This window comes from Vibrio sp. 99K-1 (assembly GCF_013114585.1).
In the GTDB taxonomy this organism is placed as follows: domain Bacteria; phylum Pseudomonadota; class Gammaproteobacteria; order Enterobacterales; family Vibrionaceae; genus Vibrio; species Vibrio chagasii_B.
In genome coordinates, this window is the sequence record NZ_VTXF01000015.1 from 69791 (window position 1) to 94573 (window position 24783).

The 24783-nt window shown below is 45.3% G+C and carries 21 protein-coding genes; 5 read left to right on the forward strand and 16 right to left on the reverse strand.

What is annotated here, in order from left to right; translation table 11 throughout:
* Nucleotides 1-75 precede the first annotated feature (75 nt).
* The 7 genes from rpsA to F0228_RS13330 form a co-directional block, all read right to left on the reverse strand.
* Complete coding sequence (gene rpsA / locus F0228_RS13300; RefSeq protein WP_061031784.1) at nucleotides 76-1746, reverse strand: 30S ribosomal protein S1; 1671 nt, start codon at nucleotides 1744-1746, stop codon at nucleotides 76-78.
* A gap of 106 nt (nucleotides 1747-1852) precedes the next feature.
* On the reverse strand, nucleotides 1853-2533 hold the full coding sequence (gene cmk, locus F0228_RS13305; RefSeq protein WP_004741977.1) for a (d)CMP kinase: 681 nt from the start codon (nucleotides 2531-2533) through the stop codon (nucleotides 1853-1855).
* A gap of 255 nt (nucleotides 2534-2788) precedes the next feature.
* Nucleotides 2789-3535 carry a 3-deoxy-manno-octulosonate cytidylyltransferase gene (gene kdsB / locus F0228_RS13310; protein ID WP_008224749.1) on the reverse strand — a complete coding sequence of 249 codons (747 nt, stop codon included), beginning with the start codon at nucleotides 3533-3535 and terminating at the stop codon, nucleotides 2789-2791.
* Nucleotides 3535-3714, reverse strand: coding sequence for a Trm112 family protein (locus tag F0228_RS13315; RefSeq protein ID WP_004741973.1), 180 nt, complete (start codon nucleotides 3712-3714; stop codon nucleotides 3535-3537). Before F0228_RS13315 ends, kdsB begins: the two co-directional genes overlap by 1 nt.
* On the reverse strand, nucleotides 3695-4702 hold the full coding sequence (lpxK, locus tag F0228_RS13320; protein WP_171730148.1) for a tetraacyldisaccharide 4'-kinase: 1008 nt from the start codon (nucleotides 4700-4702) through the stop codon (nucleotides 3695-3697). The genes F0228_RS13315 and lpxK overlap by 20 nt, the downstream gene beginning before the upstream one ends.
* A 15-nt stretch (nucleotides 4703-4717) precedes the next feature.
* The gene (gene msbA, locus F0228_RS13325; RefSeq protein ID WP_061031786.1) at nucleotides 4718-6466 is read right to left on the reverse strand and encodes a lipid A ABC transporter ATP-binding protein/permease MsbA; all 1749 of its coding nucleotides are present in this window, start codon (nucleotides 6464-6466) and stop codon (nucleotides 4718-4720) included.
* A 31-nt stretch (nucleotides 6467-6497) separates the two neighbouring features.
* Entirely contained in the window at nucleotides 6498-8801 is a 2304-nt protein-coding gene (locus F0228_RS13330) for a DNA internalization-related competence protein ComEC/Rec2 (RefSeq protein ID WP_171730147.1), read from the reverse strand.
* Between the two features lie 17 nt (nucleotides 8802-8818).
* On the opposite strand from F0228_RS13330, the gene F0228_RS13335 reads away from it, so the two are divergent.
* A complete protein-coding gene (locus F0228_RS13335) occupies nucleotides 8819-9328 on the forward strand; it encodes a DUF2062 domain-containing protein (protein WP_008223866.1) in 510 nt (169 codons plus the stop codon).
* Nucleotides 9329-9501: 173 nt separating this feature from the next.
* On the opposite strand, the gene lolE is transcribed toward F0228_RS13335, so the two are convergent.
* Genes lolE through lolC form a run of 3 tightly spaced genes read right to left on the reverse strand, consistent with a single transcriptional unit; the run spans nucleotide 9502 to nucleotide 12640 of the window.
* Nucleotides 9502-10746 carry a lipoprotein-releasing ABC transporter permease subunit LolE gene (gene lolE, locus F0228_RS13340; RefSeq protein ID WP_061031788.1) on the reverse strand — a complete coding sequence of 415 codons (1245 nt, stop codon included), beginning with the start codon at nucleotides 10744-10746 and terminating at the stop codon, nucleotides 9502-9504.
* On the reverse strand, nucleotides 10747-11439 hold the full coding sequence (gene lolD / locus F0228_RS13345; RefSeq protein WP_116870281.1) for a lipoprotein-releasing ABC transporter ATP-binding protein LolD: 693 nt from the start codon (nucleotides 11437-11439) through the stop codon (nucleotides 10747-10749).
* A complete protein-coding gene (gene lolC / locus F0228_RS13350; protein WP_162884287.1) occupies nucleotides 11432-12640 on the reverse strand; it encodes a lipoprotein-releasing ABC transporter permease subunit LolC in 1209 nt (402 codons plus the stop codon). The genes lolD and lolC overlap by 8 nt, the downstream gene beginning before the upstream one ends.
* A gap of 227 nt (nucleotides 12641-12867) precedes the next feature.
* Here lolC and F0228_RS13355 point away from each other — a divergent pair, with 227 nt between their 5' ends.
* From F0228_RS13355 to F0228_RS13370, 4 genes are all read left to right on the forward strand, one after another.
* Entirely contained in the window at nucleotides 12868-13437 is a 570-nt protein-coding gene (locus F0228_RS13355) for a hypothetical protein (RefSeq protein WP_008223874.1), read from the forward strand.
* Between the two features lie 6 nt (nucleotides 13438-13443).
* Nucleotides 13444-16905 (forward strand): transcription-repair coupling factor, encoded by a 3462-nt coding sequence (gene mfd, locus F0228_RS13360; protein WP_171730146.1) that lies wholly within the window; start codon nucleotides 13444-13446, stop codon nucleotides 16903-16905.
* 63 nt (nucleotides 16906-16968) lie between these two features.
* A complete protein-coding gene (locus tag F0228_RS13365; protein WP_105059253.1) occupies nucleotides 16969-17733 on the forward strand; it encodes a peptidoglycan binding protein CsiV in 765 nt (254 codons plus the stop codon).
* 152 nt (nucleotides 17734-17885) lie between these two features.
* Nucleotides 17886-18431, forward strand: coding sequence for a GNAT family protein (locus F0228_RS13370; RefSeq protein WP_105059252.1), 546 nt, complete (start codon nucleotides 17886-17888; stop codon nucleotides 18429-18431).
* Nucleotides 18432-18550: 119 nt separating this feature from the next.
* Here F0228_RS13370 and F0228_RS13375 read toward each other — a convergent pair whose 3' ends face one another.
* From F0228_RS13375 to F0228_RS13400, 6 genes are all read right to left on the reverse strand, one after another.
* Entirely contained in the window at nucleotides 18551-19840 is a 1290-nt protein-coding gene (locus tag F0228_RS13375) for an NAD(P)/FAD-dependent oxidoreductase (protein ID WP_061031794.1), read from the reverse strand.
* Between the two features lie 488 nt (nucleotides 19841-20328).
* The gene (gene ycfP / locus F0228_RS13380) at nucleotides 20329-20868 is read right to left on the reverse strand and encodes an alpha/beta hydrolase YcfP (protein ID WP_171762299.1); all 540 of its coding nucleotides are present in this window, start codon (nucleotides 20866-20868) and stop codon (nucleotides 20329-20331) included.
* A 108-nt stretch (nucleotides 20869-20976) separates the two neighbouring features.
* Nucleotides 20977-21831, reverse strand: a complete 855-nt coding sequence (locus tag F0228_RS13385; protein WP_061031795.1) for a phosphotransferase — start codon at nucleotides 21829-21831, stop codon at nucleotides 20977-20979.
* Nucleotides 21832-21984: 153 nt separating this feature from the next.
* Entirely contained in the window at nucleotides 21985-22575 is a 591-nt protein-coding gene (lpoB, locus tag F0228_RS13390) for a penicillin-binding protein activator LpoB (RefSeq protein ID WP_004741952.1), read from the reverse strand.
* A 121-nt stretch (nucleotides 22576-22696) separates the two neighbouring features.
* Nucleotides 22697-23080 (reverse strand): YcfL family protein, encoded by a 384-nt coding sequence (locus F0228_RS13395; RefSeq protein WP_004741950.1) that lies wholly within the window; start codon nucleotides 23078-23080, stop codon nucleotides 22697-22699.
* The gene (locus F0228_RS13400; protein WP_171762300.1) at nucleotides 23080-24471 is read right to left on the reverse strand and encodes a hypothetical protein; all 1392 of its coding nucleotides are present in this window, start codon (nucleotides 24469-24471) and stop codon (nucleotides 23080-23082) included. Before F0228_RS13400 ends, F0228_RS13395 begins: the two co-directional genes overlap by 1 nt.
* Nucleotides 24472-24783 lie beyond the last annotated feature (312 nt).

Here is a 24783-nt window from a genome sequence, read left to right on the forward strand (position 1 = left end):
AAAATAAGCAAAAAAAAAGGAGCCTTACGGCTCCTTTCTTGGCTATATAGCTATATTTCTCTTAATGAGAAGCTATTATTCGCCTTTAGCAGCTTTGAATGCGTCTGCCATTGCGTTACCGAACGCGCCTTCTTCAGACTTGTTCAGTGAAGCCATTGCTTCTTGCTCATCAGCTTCATCTTTAGCTTTGATAGATAGGTTGATTACGCGGTTCTTACGGTCTACACCTGTGAACTTAGCTTCAACGCTGTCACCAACGCTTAGGATTAGAGATGCATCTTCGATACGATCGCGAGATACTTCAGAAGCGCGGATGTAACCTTCAACGCCTTCGATTAGCTCGATAGTAGCGCCTTTCGCGTCAACTGCAGTAACAGTACCGTTTACAAGAACACCTTTCTTGTTGTCAGCAACGTATGCGTTGAACGGGTCGTTTTCCATTTGCTTAACGCCAAGAGAAATACGCTCACGCTCTGCATCTACTGCTAGAACAACTGCTGAGATTTCGTCGCCTTTCTTGTACTCACGTACAGCGTCTTCGCCAGCAACATTCCAAGAAATGTCAGATAGGTGTACTAGACCGTCGATACCGCCTTCTAGACCGATGAAGATACCAAAGTCAGTGATAGACTTGATCTTACCAGTAACTTTGTCGCCCTTAGCTTGCATTTCTGCAAATGACTGCCATGGGTTAGCTTTACACTGTTTCAGACCTAGAGAGATACGACGACGTTCTTCGTCGATATCAAGAACCATAACCTCAACTTCGTCGCCAACATTAACAACTTTAGAAGGGTGGATGTTCTTGTTAGTCCAATCCATTTCAGAAACGTGTACTAGACCTTCAACGCCTTCTTCGATTTCAACGAAGCAGCCGTAGTCAGTTAGGTTAGTAACACGACCAGAAAGCTTGTGACCTTCTGGGTAACGCTTAGCGATTGCTACCCATGGATCTTCGCCTAGTTGCTTAAGACCTAGTGAAACACGAGTGCGCTCACGGTCGAACTTAAGAACTTTAACTAGGATTTCGTCACCAACGTTAACGATCTCTGATGGGTGCTTAACGCGCTTCCAAGCCATATCTGTGATATGTAGAAGACCGTCAACACCGCCAAGGTCAACGAATGCACCGTAGTCAGTAAGGTTCTTAACGATACCTTTAACTTCAGTACCTTCTTGTAGAGTTTCAAGAAGTTCGTCACGCTCAACACTGTTTTCAGATTCGATAACAGCACGACGAGAAACAACAACGTTGTTACGCTTCTGGTCTAGCTTGATTACTTTGAACTCTAGCTCTTTGTTTTCTAGGTGAGCAGTGTCACGGATAGGACGTACGTCTACTAGAGAACCTGGAAGGAAAGCACGGATACCGTTTAGTTCAACAGTGAAACCGCCTTTAACTTTACCGTTGATGATACCAACAACAGTTTCAGCTTCTTCGCAAGCTTTCTCAAGAACGATCCAAGCTTCGTGACGCTTAGCTTTCTCACGAGAAAGTTGAGTCTCACCGAAACCATCTTCAACAGCGTCTAGAGCTACGTCTACTTCAGCGCCAACTTCAACTTCAAGTTCGCCAGCAGCGTTCTTGAACTGTTCAGCAGGGATAGCAGATTCAGACTTAAGACCAGCGTCAACAAGAACGAAACCGTTCTCGATAGCTACTACAGTACCTTTAACGATGCTGCCTTGTTGGAATTCTGTTTCGTTTAGAAACTCTTCAAAGAGTTGAGCAAAAGATTCAGTCATTATTTAATCTTCAATAATTAAACGTCCATGGGTATCCTACCGCATGGGGTTGATAAATTCGCCGGTCATCATCCTTGCGACCAACGTTCTTGCCAGCCGGGCAGAATTACCCAGCTAGTTTCGATTCAATATAGTGTAGTGCTTTTTCTACTACCTGCTCAATATTCATTGAGGTGGAATCAAGCACTAGAGCATCCTCTGCAGGGCGAAGTGGCGCCACTGGGCGATTACGATCTCGGTCGTCTCGCTCTTGGATCTCGCTCAAAAGGTCGTCAAATTTAACATCTAACCCCTTCTGTTGCAACTGTTTAAGGCGGCGAGTCGCACGCTCTTCTGCACTTGCATCTAAAAATATTTTTGCTTCTGCTTCAGGGAAGACAACGGTTCCCATATCGCGGCCATCAGCCACCAAACCTGGCGCGGCGCTGAATGCGCGCTGACGACGAAGTAATGCTTCACGTACGCGAGGTAATGCAGCAACTTTTGAAGCCGCCATGCCGGTCTCTTCTTTACGAAGCTCACCCGACACATCTTCACCTTCTAGGATAACCTTAACTAGATCGCCCTCAGCAATAAACTGAACGTCTAAGTGAGTTGCAAGAGGAACTAAAGCGTCTTCCGATTCAGTATCTACACCGTGATGAATTGCTGCTAAAGCCAGTACGCGATAGATCGCACCTGAGTCTAGAAGATGAAAGCCTAGCTTATCTGCTAGTAACATACACAGGGTACCTTTACCTGCACCACTTGGTCCATCAACCGTAATCACTGGGCTTTGAGAAGGCATCTTTTACTCCACGTTTAGTCGTAAGTTTTATTCTGTACTAGCGAGTCGCCACTACTTTATAGGCGGCATATTATAGAGAAAAATTGGAAGTCGAGCGAGGTAAATCTCAGATAATTCAATCTTGATGATGCATTCGATAATGCAACAGGCCTAATATCAATCACCTGATGCTAATAAGGCTTTCTATTGGCAGTAAATCGGCATGAAAAAGCCCCGCATGAGCGAGGCTAAATATATTTGTTGCTTCAAGCAAGTCTAACCGATGATGGCGCGTACCGCTTCCAAGTCTTCTGGAGTATCAACACCCGCAGCCGGCGCTTCAACAGCAACATCTACATGAATCTTTTCACCATACCAAAGTACGCGAAGTTGCTCTAAGCACTCGATGCGCTCTAGGGTACTTGGTTCCCAGTTGATGTAGGTATTGATGAAACCAGCTCGGTAAGCGTAAATACCAATATGACGAAGCAACGGAGATTCTGCAGCAGTACCGTTATTAGCATAAGCATCACGATCCCAAGGAATCGTCGCACGGCTAAAATACAGCGCATAGCCGTCTTTATCCGTCACTACTTTTACAGCATTAGGGTTAAAAACTTCATCAACGTGAGAGATTTCAACACCAAGTGTTGCCATTGGCGCAGTGCTGTTTGCTAAGTTGTTCGCCACCTGATTAATAATCGCCGGTGGAATAAGTGGCTCATCCCCTTGTACGTTGACAATAATGTGGTCGTCAGGGATGTTCATGACATCAATCACTTCTGCTAGGCGTTCAGTACCTGACTCGTGATTCGGTGACGTCATACACACAGTCGCACCAAATGCTTTCGCAGCCTTCTCAACGCGAGCATCATCGGTAGCAATAATTACGTTATCAGCCCCTGCTTTCATTGACTGTTCGTATACCCATTGAATCATCGGCTTGCCGCCAATGTCAGCCAGAGGCTTACCTGGCAAACGGCTCGATTGGTATCTTGCTGGTATAACTACCGTGTAAGACATTACTTGCCCTCGTCCATTGAAAGAGTACGAGCTTCAGGTTCAAGAAGAACAGGAATACCCTCTTTAATTGGGTAAGCTAGGCGATCGATTTTACAAACAAGCTCTTGCTTATCCTTGTCAAAAGTTAGTTTACCTTTACATACAGGGCAAGCAACGATCTCAAGCAGACGGTGATCCATAGTATTCCATAACCTCTTTTATTCTTTTTAAAATTTGCTGTTGCGCTTCTTCTTCGAACTGCGCAGAAACTGGAAGATACCACCAGTTATCTTGAGCATATTCTTCGCATTTTACAGCGTCTTTTTCTGTCATAATCATATTCATACCTTTCTTTGCTAAGGCATGAAGTTCATCTTTATCAAAATCCTGATGATCGGCGAAGCCTTGTGTGTAAACCACATCACCATCAAGATCATCTAATGTTTTAAAAAAGCGTGGCGGGTGCCCTATTCCAGCAAAAGCCACCAGCTTTGGTAATTCTGCAACTGGCTTTTTCTGACCTGTCTTTAGGTTAACCGCTTCACTTGGTGCCAAAGACATTGAGAACTCTCGCCCTTGTGCCTCTCCACCATTGTTAATCAAGAAATCTACGTCAGCTAAACGCGATACAGGCTCTCGCAATGGGCCTAGTGGAATCAGACTCTCGTTACCAAAACGCCTTACACCGTCGATAACTGAAAACTCAATGTCGCGTTCAAGTGCATAATGCTGCAGGCCGTCATCAGTGATAATGACATCCACGCCTTGATTCAATAAAGCCTTTACCGCATTCGCTCTTACTGGGTCAACCGCTACCGGCGCGCCCGTTCGCTTTCGAATCAAGCGGGGTTCATCACCCGAGTGCTCAGCGGGCGTGCTCTCTTCTAAAACCAGTGGATAACTCGGCGCTTTCGCACCGTAACCACGAGAAACCACACCTGGTTTAAAGCCGTTGGCTTGAAGCATTTCAACCAACCAAATCACAACAGGGGTTTTACCGTTGCCACCAGCGGTAATGTTACCAACAACGATTACAGGCAGAGGTGGTCGATAGGTTTCTTTCTTTCCAGAGAGATAAGCATTACGACGTTGCCCACTGATCACTTTGAACAGCAGGCTCAATGGCCACAATAGTGGCCAAAGAAGATATTTTAACGGGTGATTGTTAAACCAAATCTTTTCGATCACAACAAAGACCTAATCTTATCCGCTGAACTGAATTCGATGCAGTTGAGCATAGGCACCATCATGAGCAATCAGCTCTGCGTGTGGGCCTCGCTCTACAATCTGACCATCATCAACAACCAAAATTTCATCAGCTTGTTCAATCGTCGATAGCCTGTGAGCAATCACCAACACAGTTTTATCTTTTTGTAACTCTTCTAGTGCTGATTGAATCGCTCTTTCTGACTCTGTATCTAGTGCAGACGTCGCCTCATCAAGAATCAGAACTGGCGCGTCTCTCAATAGTGCTCGTGCGATCGCAATACGTTGTCTTTGACCGCCAGACAAGCTCGCACCGTTTTCACCCACGACAGTATCAATACCATTTTCCATACCCTCAATAAACTCAGTCGCATGAGCAAGTTTAGCGGCATGTTCGATCTGTTCGCGTGAATACTGTTCTTCTGCTGCGTAAGCGATGTTGTTAGCCACCGTATCGTTAAACAGATGCACATTTTGAGAAACCAGAGCAAAGTGCTCACGCAGATTTCTCAATTCGTAATCACGAATATCGTGACCATCCAGTTCAATAGAGCCAGAGTCTACGTCATAGAAACGAGTAAATAGGTTGGCAATGGTACTCTTACCTGAGCCCGATCGCCCAACAAGCGCAACCGTCTTACCTTTCGGTATATTAAAACTCACATTATCCAATGCTGGCTTCTCGGCACCTTCGTAAGTAAAGGTCACATCTTTTACCGCAACATCACCACTTACCGTTTCAGGTTTCAAGGTACCTGTGTTCTGCTCTGTGTCTAAGTCCATCAAGCCGAACAGTGTCGTACTTGCAGCCATACCACGCTGGAATTCAGAGGTTACGTTAGTTAATGCTTTTAGTGGACGCATTAGGCCAAACATTGCTGAGAACACTACCGTAAACGTACCCGGAGTTAGCTCAGCCTTAATTGAATCAACGCTCGCCAATACCAGTACAACCACAATAGCAACCGATGCAATCATCTGAATGATTGGGTTAGCGGCCGCTTGTGCTGTTACTAGCTTCATGCTCTGTTGACGCATCTGGTTACTTACTTTATCAAAGCGATGTTTTTCTAAATCCTGACCGCCATAAGTAAGCACCACTTTGTGCCCTTTCAGCATTTGTTCTGCTGACGAAGCAACGTGACCCATGCTGGTTTGCATGTTTTTAGAAATCTTTCTGAATCGCTTCGATACTATGCTGATTGCCCAAGCTACCAGTGGAGCAACCGCGAATAGAACCAAAGACAACTGCCAGCTGTTCCAGAACATCAAGGTTAACAAGCCAATGATGCTTGCGCCTTCACGAACAATACTCACCAACGCTTTACTGGTTGCCGCAGAAACTTGCTCCGAATCGTAGGTAATACGAGACAGCAGCGCACCCGTCTGCTCTTTATCAAAGAAAGAGACTGGCATGTGCATAAAGTGACTGAATATTTTACGGCGGATTTCCATCACCACATTGCCAGAAACCCAGCTCAAACAATAGGTGGATACGAAACCACTGACGCCACGAATGAACATCATGGCAAAGATAATAAGAGGAAGTGTGCGTAGGAAATCTGATTCCGCACTACCAAAGCCTTCATCTAGCAACGGCTTTAGCAAAGAAATCATGTAAGTATCAGAGACGGCATTAATAATAAGCGCAATAACCGCAACACCAAGGCCAGCCTTATATAGTCGAATATAAGTCCAAAGTCGTTTAAATGTGACCCAGGTAGTTTCATCTGTTTGTGTTGACATAAAATCGCTTAATTTTCTCACAATAATCTATCTATTCTACTCCCTTACGAAGCATCTGCCTATACCACTGCCGACCTTGTTCCTCTCTAATCGTATGATAATGCCAACCTTCTTGGTTGGTGGTGATGGTTATTTGTCCACTTTCACCTGTATCAAGCCAGGCACTTCCACTTTGTAAGTAACGTTGAACGACTGATTCACTTGGCATCCCCCATTGATTTCCCTTTGCCAACGAAGCAATCGCTAACTTTGGTGAAACCGCTTCTATGAAAGGGGCGATAGATGAGCTGTCACTACCATGATGAGGTACTAGCATGGCGTCGCTTTGAAGCTGTTCAACTTCCCGAGCAAGTAACCACTCACTTACGAGTTCAATATCACCCGTGAGCAACATCGAAAAGCCCGATTCTGGTTCAATTATCCGTATGACACAAGAATGTGGGTTATACGCCCTATTCACTAGTTGTGGCGGCCACAACACCTCGAACTGCACATTCTGCCATTCCCACGCCTCACCTAACGTACATGCTTGAACAACTGAGCTCATTTGATGATTCAAACTTTGGCTAGCTCTTATCCATTCAGGCTGATAGTTCTCAAGCAATGCAGGGTAACCACCAGCGTGATCAGAATCGAAATGGCTAATGATCACTCCTTGAATTTCATCTATACCTCTTTGAGATAAAGTAGGAATCAATAGTGACTCGACCATCGACCCTCCCGGCCACGCGTTACCTAAATCGTACACCACCACGTGATTGTTCTTTTCAAAGATGAGAGACAAGCCATGCCCTACGTCCAAGACATCAATAGTTAACCTGTCCTGTTTCACTTTGCCAAATTCCCACCACAACAGGAATACAGAAATGATGACAGCGGCTACTCCATGTTTAAGGTATCGACCAATAAAACCGAAGAATAAGATAAGAAAAACGAGTAACACGGTCACGTGATTATCTACCTGAATCCAAAACTGTTCAGAGAAAGGCAAGCTAAACACCAACGGTTCAAGTGACAAATCAACCAATTTCCATAACTCAGCAGAAAAACGAGCCATTGAGTCACTTCCCCAAAATAAAGACTCAGTGACCAAACTTAGAAACATCGACAAAAACAGCAAAGGTATCGTCACCATTGCCACCCAAGGCAATAGCAACAAATTGTAGACGACCGAGATCAAGCTAACGCCTTTGAAAAACAACATCGAAAAGGGAGCAATTAACAAGGTCAGCATGACCTGTATTTTGATGAGCTTTAGTACTCGTTCAATAAAGGTAGAATTTGAAGAAGAAGCATCACTATTGAACGCAATGTAGAGAACCGCACCCAATGTACCAAAAGATAACCAGAAGCTACTGGATAACGCAGAAAAAGGCCAAATAACGAGAACGATACACAAGCTGACTAGAACATAGCGAACCACACCGATACTTTGTCCACGCCACAGAAAGTAACTCGCCACAACACACATCACTAGCGCTCTTAGGGTCGGTAGGGTGAACCCAGCAAACCAGCTATAGAAATAAGCGAAACCTAAACCAAATAGTGTCGGAAGCCATAACAACTGAGGAGACAACAAACGCGCCAACTTCCCCAGCTGATAACCGATACCAAAGGCAATACCAATGTGAAGCCCAGAAATAGCCATCAAATGAATCAAGCCACTGCTCTTTAGTAAATCCCAACGCAAAGAAGGAATGAGATCTCGATAACCGAAACTCAAAGCGACTATTAAATCGTTATTTTTTAGCTGGCTAAGATTATCAAGACTGCGCTCGAACCACCGAGCACGTAGACGGTTGCTAGAATGGATTCTATATTTAGTATTCGTTCGGTAATTCGCATTTGCCGTAACCCCAGTGCTAAACAGATGCTTTTCCAAATCAAAGCCTGCTTCATTAAGCTTCCCAAAAACAGGCTTGATACTGACCGACAAATGAACTTCATCACCCAAAGTGAGCTTGAAAGGCGTAAACAATCGCAATTTTATCAATTGAGGAAAGACTAATTTTTCACCGTCAATTGATCTAACTACTACTACGCTTTCAAAACCATGGCTATTTTCACTAAAAAGACTAACTACTGAGGCATTTATGGTAGTATTCTGCCCTGATTGAAATAAGCGACTTGTTTGGATTTCAATCGTATTCCCTAGGCATGCAACGAGTGTCAACGCAGTAGCTAGACCTCTTGTACGTCGGAAAACGCTATACTTTATTGATGCGATTAGTAATAACAGCATCAATGGTGCCAAGACCCAATGTGGCATCACAGGCCAGAAGCTGGCAGACACAACTGTCGCAGCAAATGAAATCAAGAACCAAGTGTTAAACAAGAGAGTAGCTTCCTCCTATGCCAAGAAAGTTTATCAAACGATTTATGCCTGACCATGAGCTCATCAAGCGTCAGAAAGCATTAAAAGTTTTTGGCAATGTTTTGTACAACCCCAACTTATGGTGCCTTAATCGTCGCTCCGCGGCCGGCGCGTTCGCTGTTGGGTTATTCATGGCGTTTGTCCCTCTACCAAGCCAAATGATTATGTCTGCAGGCCTAGCCGTTGTATGTGGTGTTAACTTACCGCTGGCTGTCGCTCTCGTTTGGATCAGTAACCCCGTAACCATGCCAGTCTTGTTCTACTTTGCCTATAAAGTAGGTGCATTCGTTATGCATGTTCCGCCGCAAGCCTTTCACTTCGAACTGTCTTGGGACTTTATCTTGGCGCAAATGAGCACCATCGGGCCTCCATTCCTGCTGGGCTGTATGATTTGTGGTGTGATTTCAGCAATGATTGGTTATTTCGGTATTCGTGGCTTATGGCGCTACTCAGTAGTAAGAAGCTGGAAAAAACGACAAGCAAGATAGTGAATCTATACTGACGCGCTCTCCACTTTTAAGAGATAGCGATCAAAATCAGACGAGTTATAAGCCATTAGATGATAGGCATGTAATGAAAGTCTTAGATAATACAGTTTGAATTCAATAAAAAAGGATCCCACATGGGATCCTTTTTTGTATCTGTCGAAACAGGAGATTTGTTATTTGGAGCTCAACACAGAAGCTGGATTTAACTTCGCAGCTCGAGATGCTGGGTACCATGTCGCCAGCAAACTTAAAGCGATTGCAGTACCTGATACCACAACGACATCCATCATATTCAGCTGTGATGGCAAGAAGTCGACAAAGTAGATATCACCTGACAGAAATTGGTGATCGATCAGCTTCTCAAGCCCTTTAATAAGAGTGGTCAGATTGAGTGCAACCAAAACACCTATCGCACTACCGACTAAGCTACCTAATACGCCAGAGAACACGCCCTGCCAAACAAAGATACGCTTCACTAAGCCATCTGAAGCACCCATGGTTCTTAGGATTGCGATCTCCGAAGCTCTGTCTTTTACCGCCATCATCAATGTCGAAACAATATTGAAACACGCAACACCAATCACCAGCACCATGACTAAATACATAATGGTGCGAACCAATTGAATATCTCGATATAGGAAGCCGAACTTCTGTTGCCAACTGCGCAGGTACACATACACATCAAGCTGATTGCCAACCTCACGTACAATCTCGTTCGCGTTCAGTACATCGGTCACTTTCAAAGAGACACCTGTCACAGCCTCCCCCAAGTTCGCATAAACCTGAGCATCACCAATCGGAATGAGCGCTAAGCTATGGTCAATTTGTCCATTAAGCGTCAGTAAGCCGGCAACTTTTACTCGTACCCGCTTTGGCGCCTGAACCTTAACCGAGCCGTTCACTGTTGGGATCATCAAAGTCAAGTAATCACCCACTTGCGCGCCAAGCACATTGGCGACACCAGAGCCTAAGATGATCTGCTGCTGCCCTGCTTTGAAATCGCTCCACACTTGCTTATCAATAAAGCTTGATAAACTCGATACCTGTTGCTCAAGCTGTGGGTCAACACCACGCACTTCAATCGCTTTAAGTTCTTTGCCCTTTTCAGCGAGCGCTGTGATTTTCACATAAGGCGCAGCGGCAACGACTTTGTCATTTTTTTCGGACTGCTCTACCACATGCTCCCATCGAGTTACAGGTTCATTGACCCCTTCAAACTCACCATGTGGAATCACAGACAGCACGCGAGATTCTAGCTCACGCTCAAAACCATTCATGGCTGACAGACCGATAATGATCACCGCCACACCAACCGCAATACCGATCGTCGAAGACAAGGAGATAAAAGACACCATCTTGTCTCGCTGCTTAGCACGGCTAAAGCGACCGCCTATCAATAGGGATAAAGAAGAAAACACTTAGCTCTCCTCTTTTTCTACGTTAACCAGCAAGCCATCTTGCATGTGCAGTTGACGATCCATTTTGCCAGCGAGTTCGCCATCATGGGTCACCACTAAAAAAGCGGTATCGTATTCGCGATTCAACTCTCGCATTAAGTCATAAATGGAAACTGCAGTATTATGGTCTAGGTTACCCGTCGGCTCATCCGCTAGCACAAGAGCAGGCTTGTTTACTAATGCACGAGCGATCGCCACACGTTGCCTTTCACCACCAGAAAGCTCAGAAGGACGGTGATCAACTCGATGACTTAGTCCCACTTTATCAAGTAACAACTGTGCTTCTTGTTTGGCTTTCGCAGGCTTTTCACCACCTATCAGCAGCGGCATAGCGACGTTTTCTAATGCTGAAAAGTCAGACAGTAGATGGTGGAATTGATAAACAAAACCAAGGTGCTGGTTGCGAAGCTTAGCCTGCTTGTTCGAGCTCAGTTTAGCTAAGTCTTGACCAAGAAAGCTCACGCTCCCCGCAGAAGCATCATCAAGCGCTCCTAAAATATGCAGTAACGTACTCTTACCTGAACCAGAAGTACCTATGATAGAAACCAATTCACCTTTTTCGATCTCAAAGCTCACCCCTTTAAGGACCTCAGTATCCAACGAGCCTTCACGGTACGTTTTACGGATATCATTACATTGAAGAAAATTACTCATAACGAAGGGCCTCAGCAGGTTTCACAGAAGATGCACGGTAAGAAGGGAAAATAGTAGCAATCAAGCTAAGTGCAATAGCAAGCACCACCACAACGGCGATTTGAATTGGGTTAATCAAAATAGGTAACTGACCACCAAACGAGAATAGAGCAACACCCATCGCTTCTAAAATCGGGTTAAGGTTCATTGCCAGAACAACGCCTAATGCGCCGCCGGATAGTGCGCCAATAACGCCACTACTTGCACCTTGAACCATAAAGATGCCCATCACTTGACCATCGGTCATGCCTTGGGTTTTAAGTATCGCGACCTCAGATTGCTTCTCCATCACCACCATAATCAGCGCAGAGATAATATTAAATGCGGCAACCCCGATGATCAGCCCAAGCATTAGGCCCATCATGTTTTTCTCCATACGAACTGCTTGGAACAGCTCGCCACGTTGGTCACGCCAATCGCTCCATAACCATCCATCTGGTAAGGGTTGACTCGATAGCTCTGCGACTTCAAATGGGTCTTCAAAAAACAGTCGCCAACCTGAAATAGTGTCCGACTTGTAGCGCATCAAACGCCCTGCATCTTGGATATCCGTCACCATAAGTTGAGCATCAATGTCCGAGCCCGTATTAAAGATACCGGCTACGGTGAAATTACGTTGGCTAGGAATACGGCCAAGTGGTGTGTATTGGCTTGCGCTAGTCACCATTAGACGAACCTTGTCGCCCATCGATACCTTTAGGTTTCTCGCCAGTGTATGACCAAGGAACAGCTGATATTGCCCAGCTTTTAGTGAAGACAGTCTACCCGCAATGAGGTGGTCTTGAAGTGGATCATCAGAATTGGGTTGGATGCCAATTAAAAGGCCAGCAGACAGCTGAGCTGGGCTCTGAATCACCGCCTCACTGCGAACAATCGGTTCAACATGACCATTAAGCGAAATTTGCTTAGCAAAATCCGGAGCCTGTTCAGAGAGTAGCGTCTTACCACCTTGCTCATAAACCACTGCCTGAGGAAGAACGCCGAGAATTCGGTCTTTTAATTGCGCTTCGAATCCATTCATTACCGACAAAACAGTAATCAAAGACAGCACACCAATGGTGATACCCGCTGTCGACATATAAGAAACAAAACGGCTAAAGCGATCACCTGAACGGCCTTTCAAATAACGCAGGCCAACAAACATTGAAATAGGATGAAACATACTTTGAACCATCAAAAAGGGATGCGGGTTAATGTAACGGGTATTGCTGTTACTTTGTAGGGGTTAATTGAAAATATAGAGTGAATTAACTCAATTAGTTAGGCCTGAAAAACAGAACCCTGTCAAAACACCAAATTTCAAACAACTATTTGATACTTTCAATTAACTGACCTTGATTACTGACGCCACATAGCGATAATCAATAGATCACTTCAAGGAACTAACGCATGACAGAACAAGAGTTTTTCACTGTTCACCACAGTCTTACCGCTAATATAGAACCGATGGAAAGTAACTTCACTTTACCCTCTCAAATTCAGTTCGAATCCGAGATCCCTGCCCCTTTTGTTGTGGCGAGTGAATTTAGTCAGTTGGACCTTTTAGCCGACAGTGCTCGCGCTGAACTGAAAAACAGCGACTTGAAGAATGTCACCAGTTTATTGGATGCACAGAACTCTAAATTAAACCTGCTGTTGAGCTTTATGTTATCGCAGCAAGATGATGAGAAGTTTCGAACTCACACTTACTCCTTCGGTGCGAGCCAATTTTCCTGCTTTTCGAAGACAGACATCGAACCGGGTCGCTTAGTAAAAGCTAAGCTATTCTTGGAACACCCTGCCGCAGCGATTTACTGCTACGCGGAAGTGTTTGCAAGCCAACCTAAAGATTCAGGTTTCGAAATTAACTTCAAATACGCTCATCTTCGCGATACTGACCAAGACCTGCTGATCAAAGCGGCACTTCATCAACAACAGAAACTTTTGCGTCAACGCTCTCTAGACCGAGATAACAAGTAAATTAACATGACCAAACAATCTATTTTTACCCTACCTACCCTCAAAGGAGCTGGTGACAAAAAGCACATTGGTAACCTAGTGGGTTCGTCTCTCGCTCTGGCCATTGCTAAACTCGCAGAGCAACACAGCAGTCATACTGTACTTGCTGTGCCAGATCCACAAATCGCACTCAAGCTGCAATCTGAAATTGAACAGTTTACGGCGAGCGAAGTAGCGCTATTCCCAGACTGGGAAACCCTGCCTTACGACAGTTTCTCACCACACCAAGAGATCATATCAGATCGTATCGCGCGTCTTTATGCCTTGCCGACATTAAAAGACGGCATCACGATCGTACCGATTAGCACCCTACTTCAGCGCCAATCACCGCGTGACTTCTTGCTACAGCACACTCTAATGGTGAAAACTGGTGATCTTTACTCACTAGAGAAACTGCGTTTGCAGCTTGAAAAGTCTGGCTATCGTTACGTTGATCAAGTATTTGGCCCAGGTGAGTACGCGAGCCGTGGCTCTATTCTTGACCTGTTCCCGATGGGCAGCAAAGACCCTTACCGTATCGACTTCTTCGATGATGAGATCGACACCATCCGAACCTTCGATCCAGAGAACCAACGTTCTATTGAAGACATCTCTGAAATTCGACTCTTACCAGCTCACGAGTTTCCAACCTCGGAAACAGCGATCGAAGATTTCCGTATTCGTTGGCGCCAACAGTTTGATGCCCGCCGTGAACCAGAATCGGTTTACATGCAGGTATCTAAAGGGACATGGCCCGCTGGTATTGAGTACTGGCAACCTCTATTCTTCGATCATACAGAAACACTGTTTGACTATGTTGCCGATGAAACGCAACTCTTGGTTCTTGGTGATGTAGAAACCGCTGTTGATTCTTTCCTTGCTGATGTCGCTCATCGATACGACCAACGTGGGGTCGATCCATTACGTCCTCTATTAGCGCCAGAACAGCTTTGGCTGAAAAAAGACGAACTGTTCGCACACTTCAAGCAAAAGTCACAAGTCAACCTGAGCTTAGAACCTATTGAAGAGAAAGCTGGACGCATCAACCTTCCGGTTACGTCACTGCCTGATCTCAGCGTTCAGCACCAAAACAAAGAGCCTTTGGCTAACCTGAGAAAATTCACTGAAGCCTTCGATGGCAAAGTTGTTTTTTCGGTTGAGTCAGAGGGTCGCCGTGAAGCATTGAGCGAACTACTTCGCGGTATAAAAGTACGACCAAACGAAGTTGAAAACCTCAATGCAGCCGTTAAGGCCAAAGACAAGTTCAGCCTGATCCTAGGTTCAGCTGAGCACGGTTTTGTTCACGAAGAGAAGAACATCGCGCTTATCTGTGAAAGCGACTTGCTTGGCGACCGCGTTGTTCAACGTCGTAAGAAAGATAAGAAAAGCGTTAATAGCGACACCGTTATCCGCCACCTTGCGGAGCTAAAACCAGGTCAACCTGTTGTGCACATTGACCACGGTATTGGTCGCTACATCGGCTTGCAAACCCTCGAAGCCGGTGGAATGAAAACCGAATACGTGACGCTTGAGTACCAAAACGACGCCAAGCTGTACGTACCCGTTGCGTCTTTGAACCTTATTGGACGTTACTCTGGCGGTGCTGAGGAGTCTGCACCGCTACACAAACTAGGTGGTGAGGCGTGGCAAAAAGCGCGTAAGCGTGCCGCTGAAAAAGTACGTGACGTTGCTGCAGAGCTGCTGGATGTTTACGCCAAGCGCGAACTTAAACCTGGCTATAAATTTGTTTTAGATCGCGGGCAATACGCAACCTTCAAATCTGGCTTCCCATTTGAAGAAACTGATGACCAAGCGATGGCAATCAATGCGGTGATGTCTGACATGTGCCAAGCAAAAGCCATGGACCGCTTAGTGTGTGGTGATGTTGGTTTTGGTAAAACAGAAGTCGCAATGCGCGCGGCATTCGTGTGTACGGATAACAGCAAACAAGTGGCGGTGTTAGTTCCTACTACCCTACTTGCTCAGCAACACTTCGAAAACTTTCGAGACCGTTTCGCGAATTTACCGATTCGTGTTGAAGTACTGTCTCGATTCAAGTCCGCGAAAGAGCAAAAAGCGATCATGCAAGATGTCGCGGACGGTAAGGTGGATATCCTAGTCGGTACTCACAAACTGCTCTCTAGTGATATCAAATTCAAAGACCTTGGCTTACTGATCGTCGATGAAGAACATCGCTTTGGTGTCCGCCAGAAAGAGAAAGTAAAAGCGATGCGTGCCGATGTCGACATCCTAACGCTGACTGCAACGCCAATCCCAAGAACGCTCAACATGGCGATGAGTGGGATGCGTGATCTATCGATCATTGCAACGCCACCAGCACGACGCTTGGCTATCAAAACCTTTGTTCGTCAAAGTGACGATGCCGTAGTGAGAGAAGCAGTACTTCGTGAAATCATGCGTGGTGGTCAGGTTTACTTCCTGCACAATCAAGTCGATACGATTGAGAAAACCGCAGAATCATTGCAAAAGCTGATTCCAGAAGCGCGTGTAACCGTCGCTCACGGTCAAATGCGAGAGCGCGAACTAGAACGCATCATGAACGACTTCTACCACCAACGCTTTAACTTATTGGTGTGTACAACCATCATCGAAACCGGTATCGATGTTCCGACAGCCAATACCATCTTGATGGACCGAGCCGACAACCTTGGTCTAGCGCAGCTTCACCAACTGCGTGGTCGTGTGGGTCGTTCTCACCACCAAGCTTATGCGTACCTGCTGACACCACATCCGAAGGCGATGACCAAAGACGCAATTAAACGCTTAGACGCGATTGCCTCTCTGGAAGACTTGGGCGCAGGCTTCACTCTCGCAACACATGATTTAGAGATTCGTGGTGCCGGTGAGCTATTGGGTGATGAACAGAGTGGTCAAATCCAATCTGTCGGCTTCACGCTATACATGGAGATGCTAGAGCAAGCGGTTGAGGCCTTGAAAGAAGGTCGAGAGCCGTCACTTGATGATCTGCTACGTGAGCAAACTGAGATTGAGATGCGCATCCCAGCACTATTACCAGATGACTACATTCCAGACATCAACACGCGCTTATCAACATACAAACGTATTGCGAGTGTGAGTGACACCGAGGAACTTGCGGAGCTGAAAGTAGAGCTTATCGACCGCTTCGGTATTCTTCCTGATGCAACCAAGAACTTATTATCGGTTTCCGATCTTAAGTTAGCAGCTGCATCTATCAAAGCGAAGAAAATTGAAGCGCACGATAAAGGCGGATTTATCGAATTCTACCCGGATGCTGACATAAACCCGAACTACCTTGTTAAACTGTTGCAATCTCAACCGCAAAAGTTTTCAATGGAAGGACCAACTAAGTTCAAGTTTACGATACCATTGGTCGACAGACGGAAACGAATTCAATTTGTTAGTGATTTATTGGGCGAATTCAGACAGAACTTGCTGCCTTCAGCTTAAAGCCCAACCCACTTGCACATATAATTTATCCCGCCGGTAGTGCGGCTGGAAAACGGAGTAAAAATGAAAAGACTGATCCCACTGCTACTATTGTTCGTCTCACTGCCAAGTTTGGCGCAGAGACAATTTGATATAGAAGTGATCATTTTCAAACGCGCAGTTGATGCAGAGAAGGTGAACGAGTCTTGGCCTAACACCCAGCCAAAGATTTCACTTGAGCGCGTTGGCTCATTTCAGGACACCCAATACCGAGCAAGCAAAGGTGTGAAAATGCTTCCTTACTCGGAATACAAATTAACACCTCAGAAAGATAAGCTACGTAAACATGCAGGCTTTGAAGTTCTGATGCACACGGCTTGGCGTCAAGGCGATCAAGGCAAGAGCTCAGCACCTGTTTTCCACATTCAAGCAGGTAAAGACTTCTCTAAACAGTTCAATGCTGACGGCTCTGAAAAAGGCGCGGTTACCGCAAGTGCTGATGGCTTCCAAGAAGAGACCATCGACAAACCGCTTTATGAACTAGACGGTAAGCTACAAATCTATGTTCAGCACTACCTATACGCTGAAACCACTCTAGATTTGAAAGCACCAAGCGTTCGTGAAGTCACGCTGCAAGAACAGCAAATTGAACTCGATTCTCCAGTAAGCGGTGCAGAGAGCAATGTTCAGGTCGGCAACCTAACCGAGATTTCACCGACCGTTCAAGTAGAAGAGTTCCTTAAGAGCTACCGTATGGACCAAAAACGTCGTATGCGTAGTACAGAAACTCACTACCTTGACCACCCGCTTCTTGGCATGGTGATTCAAGTCCGTCGTGTTGCTCAATAAGCGGTTCTAGTGATATAGCGACTAAGCTGGTTACTCTACTCGCGATCTCGCTATACTCATATTAATCACTCAAAACGCCCTCCATTGTGAGGGCGTTTTATTAAGTGCTGGCTACTTTCAGCAGGTACTTACAAATTTAATTGGTACGCCCTATGAGCCCCGACTTCCAGATCAATACTCAAAACCTTAGCCTAAGAATTATTGAGCCTTCTGACGCACAAGAGTTTTCTCAACTGATCAAGTCTTCCCCTAGCTTACTGCCTTGGGTCGATTGGTGTCACGATCAGTTCTCTATCGTAGAGGCAGAGAAATTCATTCTGGCAACTCGCCTAAACTGGGTGAAAGCCGATGCGTTTGGCTTTGGTATTTTTGAGCGAAAAAGCGATAAGCTGGTCGGCATGGTAGCCATCAATGAGCTTTACCACACCTTTAACATGGCGAGTTTAGGGTATTGGGTTGGCGACCAATTTCAGAGAAAAGGCATTGCAAAAGAAGCGATGTTGGCTCTGTTTGAATTTTGCTTTGCGCAGCTCAAACTAACGCGTTTAGAGATAGTCTGTGATACCGAAAACCTACCGAGCCAAAAGCTCATAGAGAAGTGCGACGCAGAGCGAGAAACCATTGCCAAAAATCGATTCATCTTCAACGGTAAACCAAAAGATGGGGTCGTTTACTCAGTACTGCCACCGGTGGCTTAACCATCATCAACAAGGCAGCCACTTAACTGACACGATCAAAAAAGAGCTCCGAAGAGCTCTTTTTTACTATCAGCGTTAAGCATTTTGAAAGCTTAACTCTTCTTCGAAAAGCTAGCTAATTAGTGAAGCTTTAGATTTGGACGTAGAACACGGTTGATACGGCCAACCAACATCATTAGTGACGTCTTGATGATTCCGTGAAGCGCCATCTGGTGCATGCGGTACAAAGAGATGTAAACCACGCGAGCAATACGACCTTCGACCATCATCGAACCTTTAGTCAGGTTACCCATCAAGCTACCTACCGTAGAGAAACGGCTTAGTGATACTAGTGAGCCTTTATCTTTGTAGATGTAATCTTTCAGGTCACGACCGTTCAGCTTAGCAATGATGTTGCTGAATGCGCAGCTTGCCATTTGGTGAGCCGCTTGAGCACGAGGTGGAACAAAAGAACCATCCGCTTGTGTACATTGCGCCAAGTCACCGATAGCAAAGATGTTGTCATCAAGCGTCGTTTGCAGCGTGTTTTTCACAACTAGTTGGTTGATACGGTTAGTTTCAAGACCACCAATATCTTTCATGAAGTCAGGCGCTTTAATACCTGCTGCCCATACCATGATTTGAGCAGGGATTTTGTCGCCATCTTTCGTTGTTAGGCCATCAGCATCGGCTTGCGTTACCATAGTATTGGTACGAACGTTCACACCAAGCTTAGTTAGCTCAGAGTGCGCAGCGCTTGAAATACGAGGAGGAAGAGCAGGAAGAATACGCTCGCCCGCTTCCACTAGGTTTACGTTTAGCTTGCTTGAATCTAGGTCACCAAAACCGTATGTACGAAGCTCTTTCACAGCGTTGTGAAGCTCAGCCGACAGCTCAACACCAGTAGCACCCGCACCAACAATCGCGATGTCTACCGTACCTTGACCATTCTTAGCGTGCAGCTTTAAGAACTGGTTGTTCATTTCAGTACGGAAACGGTGAGCTTGTTCTGGGCTATCAAGGAAAATACAGTTATCACGAACGCCTGGAGTGTTGAAATCATTAGACGTTGAACCTAGTGCCATAACCAGAATATCGTATTCAAGCTCGCGGCTTGGCATTAACAGCTCACCGTGCTCATCTTTCAGTTCGCTAAGTGCAATCACTTTACGCTCACGATCGATGTCGTTCAGGCTGCCCATTTGGAAATCGAAGTAATGGTTTTTTGCGTGTGCGCGGTAGCTTAATGCATCAACGCCTTCATCTAGAGAACCAGTTGCTACTTCATGAAGCAATGGCTTCCATAGGTGGCTTGCTTTACGGTCTACCAGAGTGATCTGGGCACGCTTTTTACGACCTAAAGTGCGGCCTAGCTTAGTTGCTAGTTCTAAACCACCAGCACCGCCGCCTACTACGATAATTTTTGTCACAATGACAATCCTCTACAAAATGAATAAATAGGGTTCGGCTCGATTACTCCAACCGATAAATTCTATGTATCTACTCGGCCTTTAAATAAGGCTGTGACATATTGGATAACCGCGAAAAAGAAAAACGACAGCTCACCGAGTAGTTAGAGGGGCTACAAGCAACAAACATCCGTTTATCGCCTTACTCACATGGATAAAAAAGGTGACAACCTTAGAGGTAGTACACAAATAATGGGCAAGTTTTATCACTCGCTCTCAATTTTTTTTGATATTTATCAAAATATTTTGCTTTGGAACATTATATATAGCAAAAAGATGACCGCAACTAAAATCCTTACCCACAATGAGGATTCGAAGCTAAATAGTTAACGTTTGCGTAAACTTGTCAACATAGCCGCTACGACAGCATCATCAATAGTAACCTTTGCTATCCAGATACAAAAAAGCAGCACTCAATGAGTACTGCTTTTATAAAAATAGTGGGATGATTAAGCGTTTTTAAAGGCTTTCATCACTTGGAGATGTTGAGAGATTTTTTTGAACTTGTGACTCTCTTTCTCATCCCAGATTACATCGTAGTAATCTTCAAGTGCTGCGGCTGTTTTGCTATTGTCGTGAATTTCATCTTCACGAGAAAGCACCACAAGACAACGACCTTTGTTTTTCATGCGGTACTGTTCAACACACTTAGTCGCAATATCTTCGTACTCTTCAGGACGATCAATTCGGCCTACCATGTTGTTCTCAGGTTGCAGGTTCGGGTTGAAAATTACCTGCTTAATACCACACAAGAAACCAATACGCTCAGACCAAAAACCACCTAAGCCAACACCACAAATAATTGGATGTGGATCATCTGATTGCTCTATCACTTTGTGCACCTCTTTTAGCAGGTGCTGCATATCGTGTTTTGGATGCAAAGTACTGTAGTTGATGAAACGAACGTCATCATCAATGAATTGCAACTGCAGTATCTTTTCGTGATTGCCCGGGCTTGTTGAGTCGAAGCCGTGAAGATAGATAATCATTGTACCTCCCCCATTGAATATTGGTACGTTTGGATCAATCTAACACGAAAAACAAGGTTTTAAAGGGAAGACCATCGAAATTATATTTTTCACTTCCTAAACGTGATCCTAGCTACAGAAAGTGTGACTCAGAGCCTCTGCTTCACGCAGATAACTTTCATCTCCCCACAGTTGATGAGCGAGCAAATACCACAACATTGCCATCATTCGACTTCGTGGTAACCACGCTTCTACACCATCCAGCCAAGGCTGAACATCGTGAATGCAGCGCAGCTGACAATACTTTTCAACCGTTTCTTGCACCGGGGCATCTGCGACTGAAATGGTTAAGGTTAGATCTAATCTAGGGTCAGCAATTGCCGCGTATTCCCAATCAATGATTTTAATCCCACCGCTGTTCTTCACTAGGTTGTAACCGCCCAGATCAAAGTGACATAAGGAAAGCTCAACACTCGGAATACTCGGTGTTGTCCGCCACTCTTTATAAATGGAGCTGTAGGCTTCGGTCTTATGAACCGCATCAAGCTGAAGCCAATAATGGTCTACTCGCGCTGTAAAGCTGAACGGCTTAAGTGGTAACCGTGCGGTGTTAACCAAATGCACAGAGATAAGCGTTTTCAATAGGTCATCAATATCTAAACCTTCATAGAGCGTATCCCCGGCAACCCATTCAACCAATAAGCCTTGTTCATTGACGACAATAGGGCTTGGTCCAATACCAAGACGCTCGATGGCAGACAACACTTGGTACTCTTCATGACGGGAAATAAAGAAGGCGTTAGTAATCGGTGTAATCGGACGCCACACGTATTCAGTGCCATCAGCAGAAACCAGCTTCCAACATCGGTTAGTTAGACCACCGGTAAGTGTCTGCGCCTTCACTGGCGGCTGCGAAAAATAGCCATCAAGCGAAATCAAACTGGTATCAAGAAGCTTCGCCTCAGACCAAGAAAAAATTGCCATTGCTCATTCCCTATAAACGTCTTCGTTTCCCTACAAAAAAGACACTGACCAAAAGCCAGTGTCTTCAAATATCAGCACATCATGTACTGAATTGGCGTGTGACCAAGCTATTCACTTTCAATAGTAAGTGTCATAGTTGGCAGTTAAGCGAAATTAAAGACCTAGTAGGCTCTTAGATTGCTGCTTACGGATTTCAGTCTCGTCAGCCCACTCGATCAAGCCAGACTCAAGGTCCATCAGACGCATGGTCATTTTGTAGTACACGTCTTCGTCGCTACCCGCTTTCTTAACGATGCTTGATAGGTTGCCGTACAGCATGTACTGAGCACCAACCATCTTACCGAACTGAATCGCAGAGCTTTGGTTCACTAGCTCATCGTTGTTTTGGAAGTTTAGTTGGTCACGAACAGACTCTACACGGTCCATATCAACGAAACGGAACTTACCAGAGTTCAGCATCTTAGTACTGATTGTGTCAGTGATTGACTCAGTATCGATGTGTTCACTTGTTTTGTTCTTGATTCGCTCTACGAACACGATTGGACGCTGATCACGAGTAATGTAAGACACTGAACCAGAAGCCATCATGCTATCAACCATCTCACCAGCAATAGTTTGAAGGTCAGTTGAACCGAAATCGATTGTCGTGGTTTCTACTGCTTGTGCATCACCGTAGCTTACCTTGTTCGAACAACCGCCTAAAATAACCGCTAAGCCTAGTAGCGCAATGACACTCTTTTTCATGATGTTTCCTCAACTTATCATTGAGCGGGGTTACCCACACTCTTAAATTTTATCTGTGCGAATCAATTCGCTTTTCAGCGCTAGTCGATATTAACCGCGCCAGTTCTAACGGAATCTGTTACTACTGCTCTCGGAACTGCACTCGGAATTGAGTTGCTTTCGGGTTTACCGATACTTCCGACAACGAAATGCTTTCAAAGCCACGTACAATCGCTTGCTTCCAAGGTCCTTGTTTCAAGTTGACCTCAAGTCCAGCATCGTCGTACCAATAGAAACGATAAAGGATGTGTTGGTCACCTTTATAGTTACTGTTTAAGCGGACAATACCTCGAGTGTGGCCATCAATCTGATCGGTACGGATATCTTCAACTTGTAAACGGCTGCCCAATACATTGTCGCCAAAGAATACGTTCTGAGTCAGACTATCAACCCTTACGCCAGCTGTATTATCAGCACAACCAGCCAGAGCCATAACCGCTGCTAAGCTCACTAACCACTTTTTCATTACAGCCTCCCTAGCTGTTTATGCCACATTGTTGCGTTGTTTCCTTGTCGAGAAATCCATACCAAAGTGGTCTGCCCTTCTCGAATATCAAAATCGTAGGTTTTAGCACCCGCTTCCAAGGTATATTGGCCGCTGTTTGCTACAAACGTACTGCTCTTAATCTCAGCTGGTAATGATTGCCAACTGCGAGTGTCTGGTTGCTCTGTCAGCGTGTTCCACACATTGAACAAAATGTTGCCAACGTCATCACCCTTGGTTGCCTCTTTACGAATGCGGTCTTTTGCGACCACACGCAGTGCTTGGCGAATAACAATGCTCGTCATACGCTCAGAGAGATCGTTTTGAGCCATAGCGTTTACGTCGGTAATCAAATGCTCCTGCAGCGGCTGCCCACTGATTCGTAACGGAGAAAAACGCTCTACGTTCTGACTTGGGTAATATGGCAGCGCAAGAGAGTATATTGCTCCCTGATCGCGACTGTCATAAACAGGTAAATCTAGTCGCCAACTGTCCATTGCTTGAACAGCACTCTGCTCTTGAAGAACAATCACGCGCCCTTGACCGCTACTTAGCTTAGACGACTGCTTGTAACGCTTCTCAAGTGTGACCAAATCCTGTCGCATACCTAAGCGTGCGGCCGTTGCCATGGTTCTGTCGATAATCTCTTGGTTATCAGGCATCACCGCCAATGCGCGTCGATAATCAACATAAGCACTGTTAAGGTCGTTTGAAGCTTCATAAAGCAGACCCGATAAAAACATCAGATAAGCGTTTTGCACTGACTGCAGCTTTTTACCCGCATCTGGGTAATTCGCGAGAATACTGCCGACATTGGCAGACAGCCCCTGCTTCTTCGCATCGTTGGCGGCTCTTTCTAGCTCGGCCTCACGCTGCTTTTTCGCTTGCTCTTGAACTTGATTGGCGCGACGCATTTCGATCACCGCACCTTCTAAATCGTTTTTCTTTAAATAGTTTAAGCCGAGATAAAGGTGAAGAAAGCCTAACTCGTAATCCGGCGGCACATACTCGGTAATGTTGTCATTCACAGCCAATGCTCCCACACTGGTTGCACTGTCTGAAATTGAGATGACGGCTTTTCTCTGCTGCTCGGTAACAGCCTGATCCGCCGCTTCAAACGAAGACTTACTCTCTGGGTACTTTTGATCCAACAGATTGATTCTGCCTCTCTCAAAATTATCGAGAATATCGCCTGCTGCGTAATCTGGTAACTCTTGTTGAGCCTCTGAATAATCTCCAGATTTAACAGCTTGGTAGATACTTTTATTTTGTGCGCTGTAATGACTGAACAGGTTACCTGCAGACATACTCGCGCATCCCGCGGTCAGCGCCGATAGTAGGGCAATGGAAGCGAATCTAAACTGTTGCTTCACTTATCGTCTCCGTGCATGTTTAAAATGCCAACTTTATTATGGTCTGCTAACCTTTCGTGGTTAAATCAGCTCGAAAGCTCAACAGGCTCTAGTCTCATTTATCAAAACGAAACGTGCTGTAAAAAGGATCTCAAGCAAGTAAATGCTTGCTTCATCGGGCTCTGTCTAAGCAAAGCCGATATTCAGACAACAGATAACAATTAAAGTTGGCATACAAACAACAAATTTTCCAACTTGTTGTTTGTGTTAATTAACTCATTAACTTTCCAGTTCGTTCATTGACTATTTTGTTAATTCGTTAACTTATTTTGA

Excerpts from the sequence above, each read along its gene's own strand:
- rpsA (WP_061031784.1), bottom strand. The coding sequence starts at position 1,746 with ATGACTGAATCTTTTGCTCAACTCTTTGAAGAGTTTCTAAACGAAACA.
- cmk (WP_004741977.1), bottom strand. The coding sequence starts at position 2,533 with ATGCCTTCTCAAAGCCCAGTGATTACGGTTGATGGACCAAGTGGTGCA.
- kdsB (WP_008224749.1), bottom strand. The coding sequence starts at position 3,535 with ATGTCTTACACGGTAGTTATACCAGCAAGATACCAATCGAGCCGTTTG.
- F0228_RS13315 (WP_004741973.1), bottom strand. The coding sequence starts at position 3,714 with ATGGATCACCGTCTGCTTGAGATCGTTGCTTGCCCTGTATGTAAAGGT.
- msbA (WP_061031786.1), bottom strand. The coding sequence starts at position 6,466 with ATGTCAACACAAACAGATGAAACTACCTGGGTCACATTTAAACGACTT.
- F0228_RS13335 (WP_008223866.1), top strand. The coding sequence starts at position 8,819 with ATGCCAAGAAAGTTTATCAAACGATTTATGCCTGACCATGAGCTCATC.
- lolD (WP_116870281.1), bottom strand. The coding sequence starts at position 11,439 with ATGAGTAATTTTCTTCAATGTAATGATATCCGTAAAACGTACCGTGAA.
- lolC (WP_162884287.1), bottom strand. The coding sequence starts at position 12,640 with ATGTTTCATCCTATTTCAATGTTTGTTGGCCTGCGTTATTTGAAAGGC.
- F0228_RS13355 (WP_008223874.1), top strand. The coding sequence starts at position 12,868 with ATGACAGAACAAGAGTTTTTCACTGTTCACCACAGTCTTACCGCTAAT.
- mfd (WP_171730146.1), top strand. The coding sequence starts at position 13,444 with ATGACCAAACAATCTATTTTTACCCTACCTACCCTCAAAGGAGCTGGT.
- F0228_RS13365 (WP_105059253.1), top strand. The coding sequence starts at position 16,969 with ATGAAAAGACTGATCCCACTGCTACTATTGTTCGTCTCACTGCCAAGT.
- F0228_RS13370 (WP_105059252.1), top strand. The coding sequence starts at position 17,886 with ATGAGCCCCGACTTCCAGATCAATACTCAAAACCTTAGCCTAAGAATT.
- ycfP (WP_171762299.1), bottom strand. The coding sequence starts at position 20,868 with ATGATTATCTATCTTCACGGCTTCGACTCAACAAGCCCGGGCAATCAC.
- F0228_RS13385 (WP_061031795.1), bottom strand. The coding sequence starts at position 21,831 with ATGGCAATTTTTTCTTGGTCTGAGGCGAAGCTTCTTGATACCAGTTTG.
- lpoB (WP_004741952.1), bottom strand. The coding sequence starts at position 22,575 with ATGAAAAAGAGTGTCATTGCGCTACTAGGCTTAGCGGTTATTTTAGGC.
- F0228_RS13395 (WP_004741950.1), bottom strand. The coding sequence starts at position 23,080 with ATGAAAAAGTGGTTAGTGAGCTTAGCAGCGGTTATGGCTCTGGCTGGT.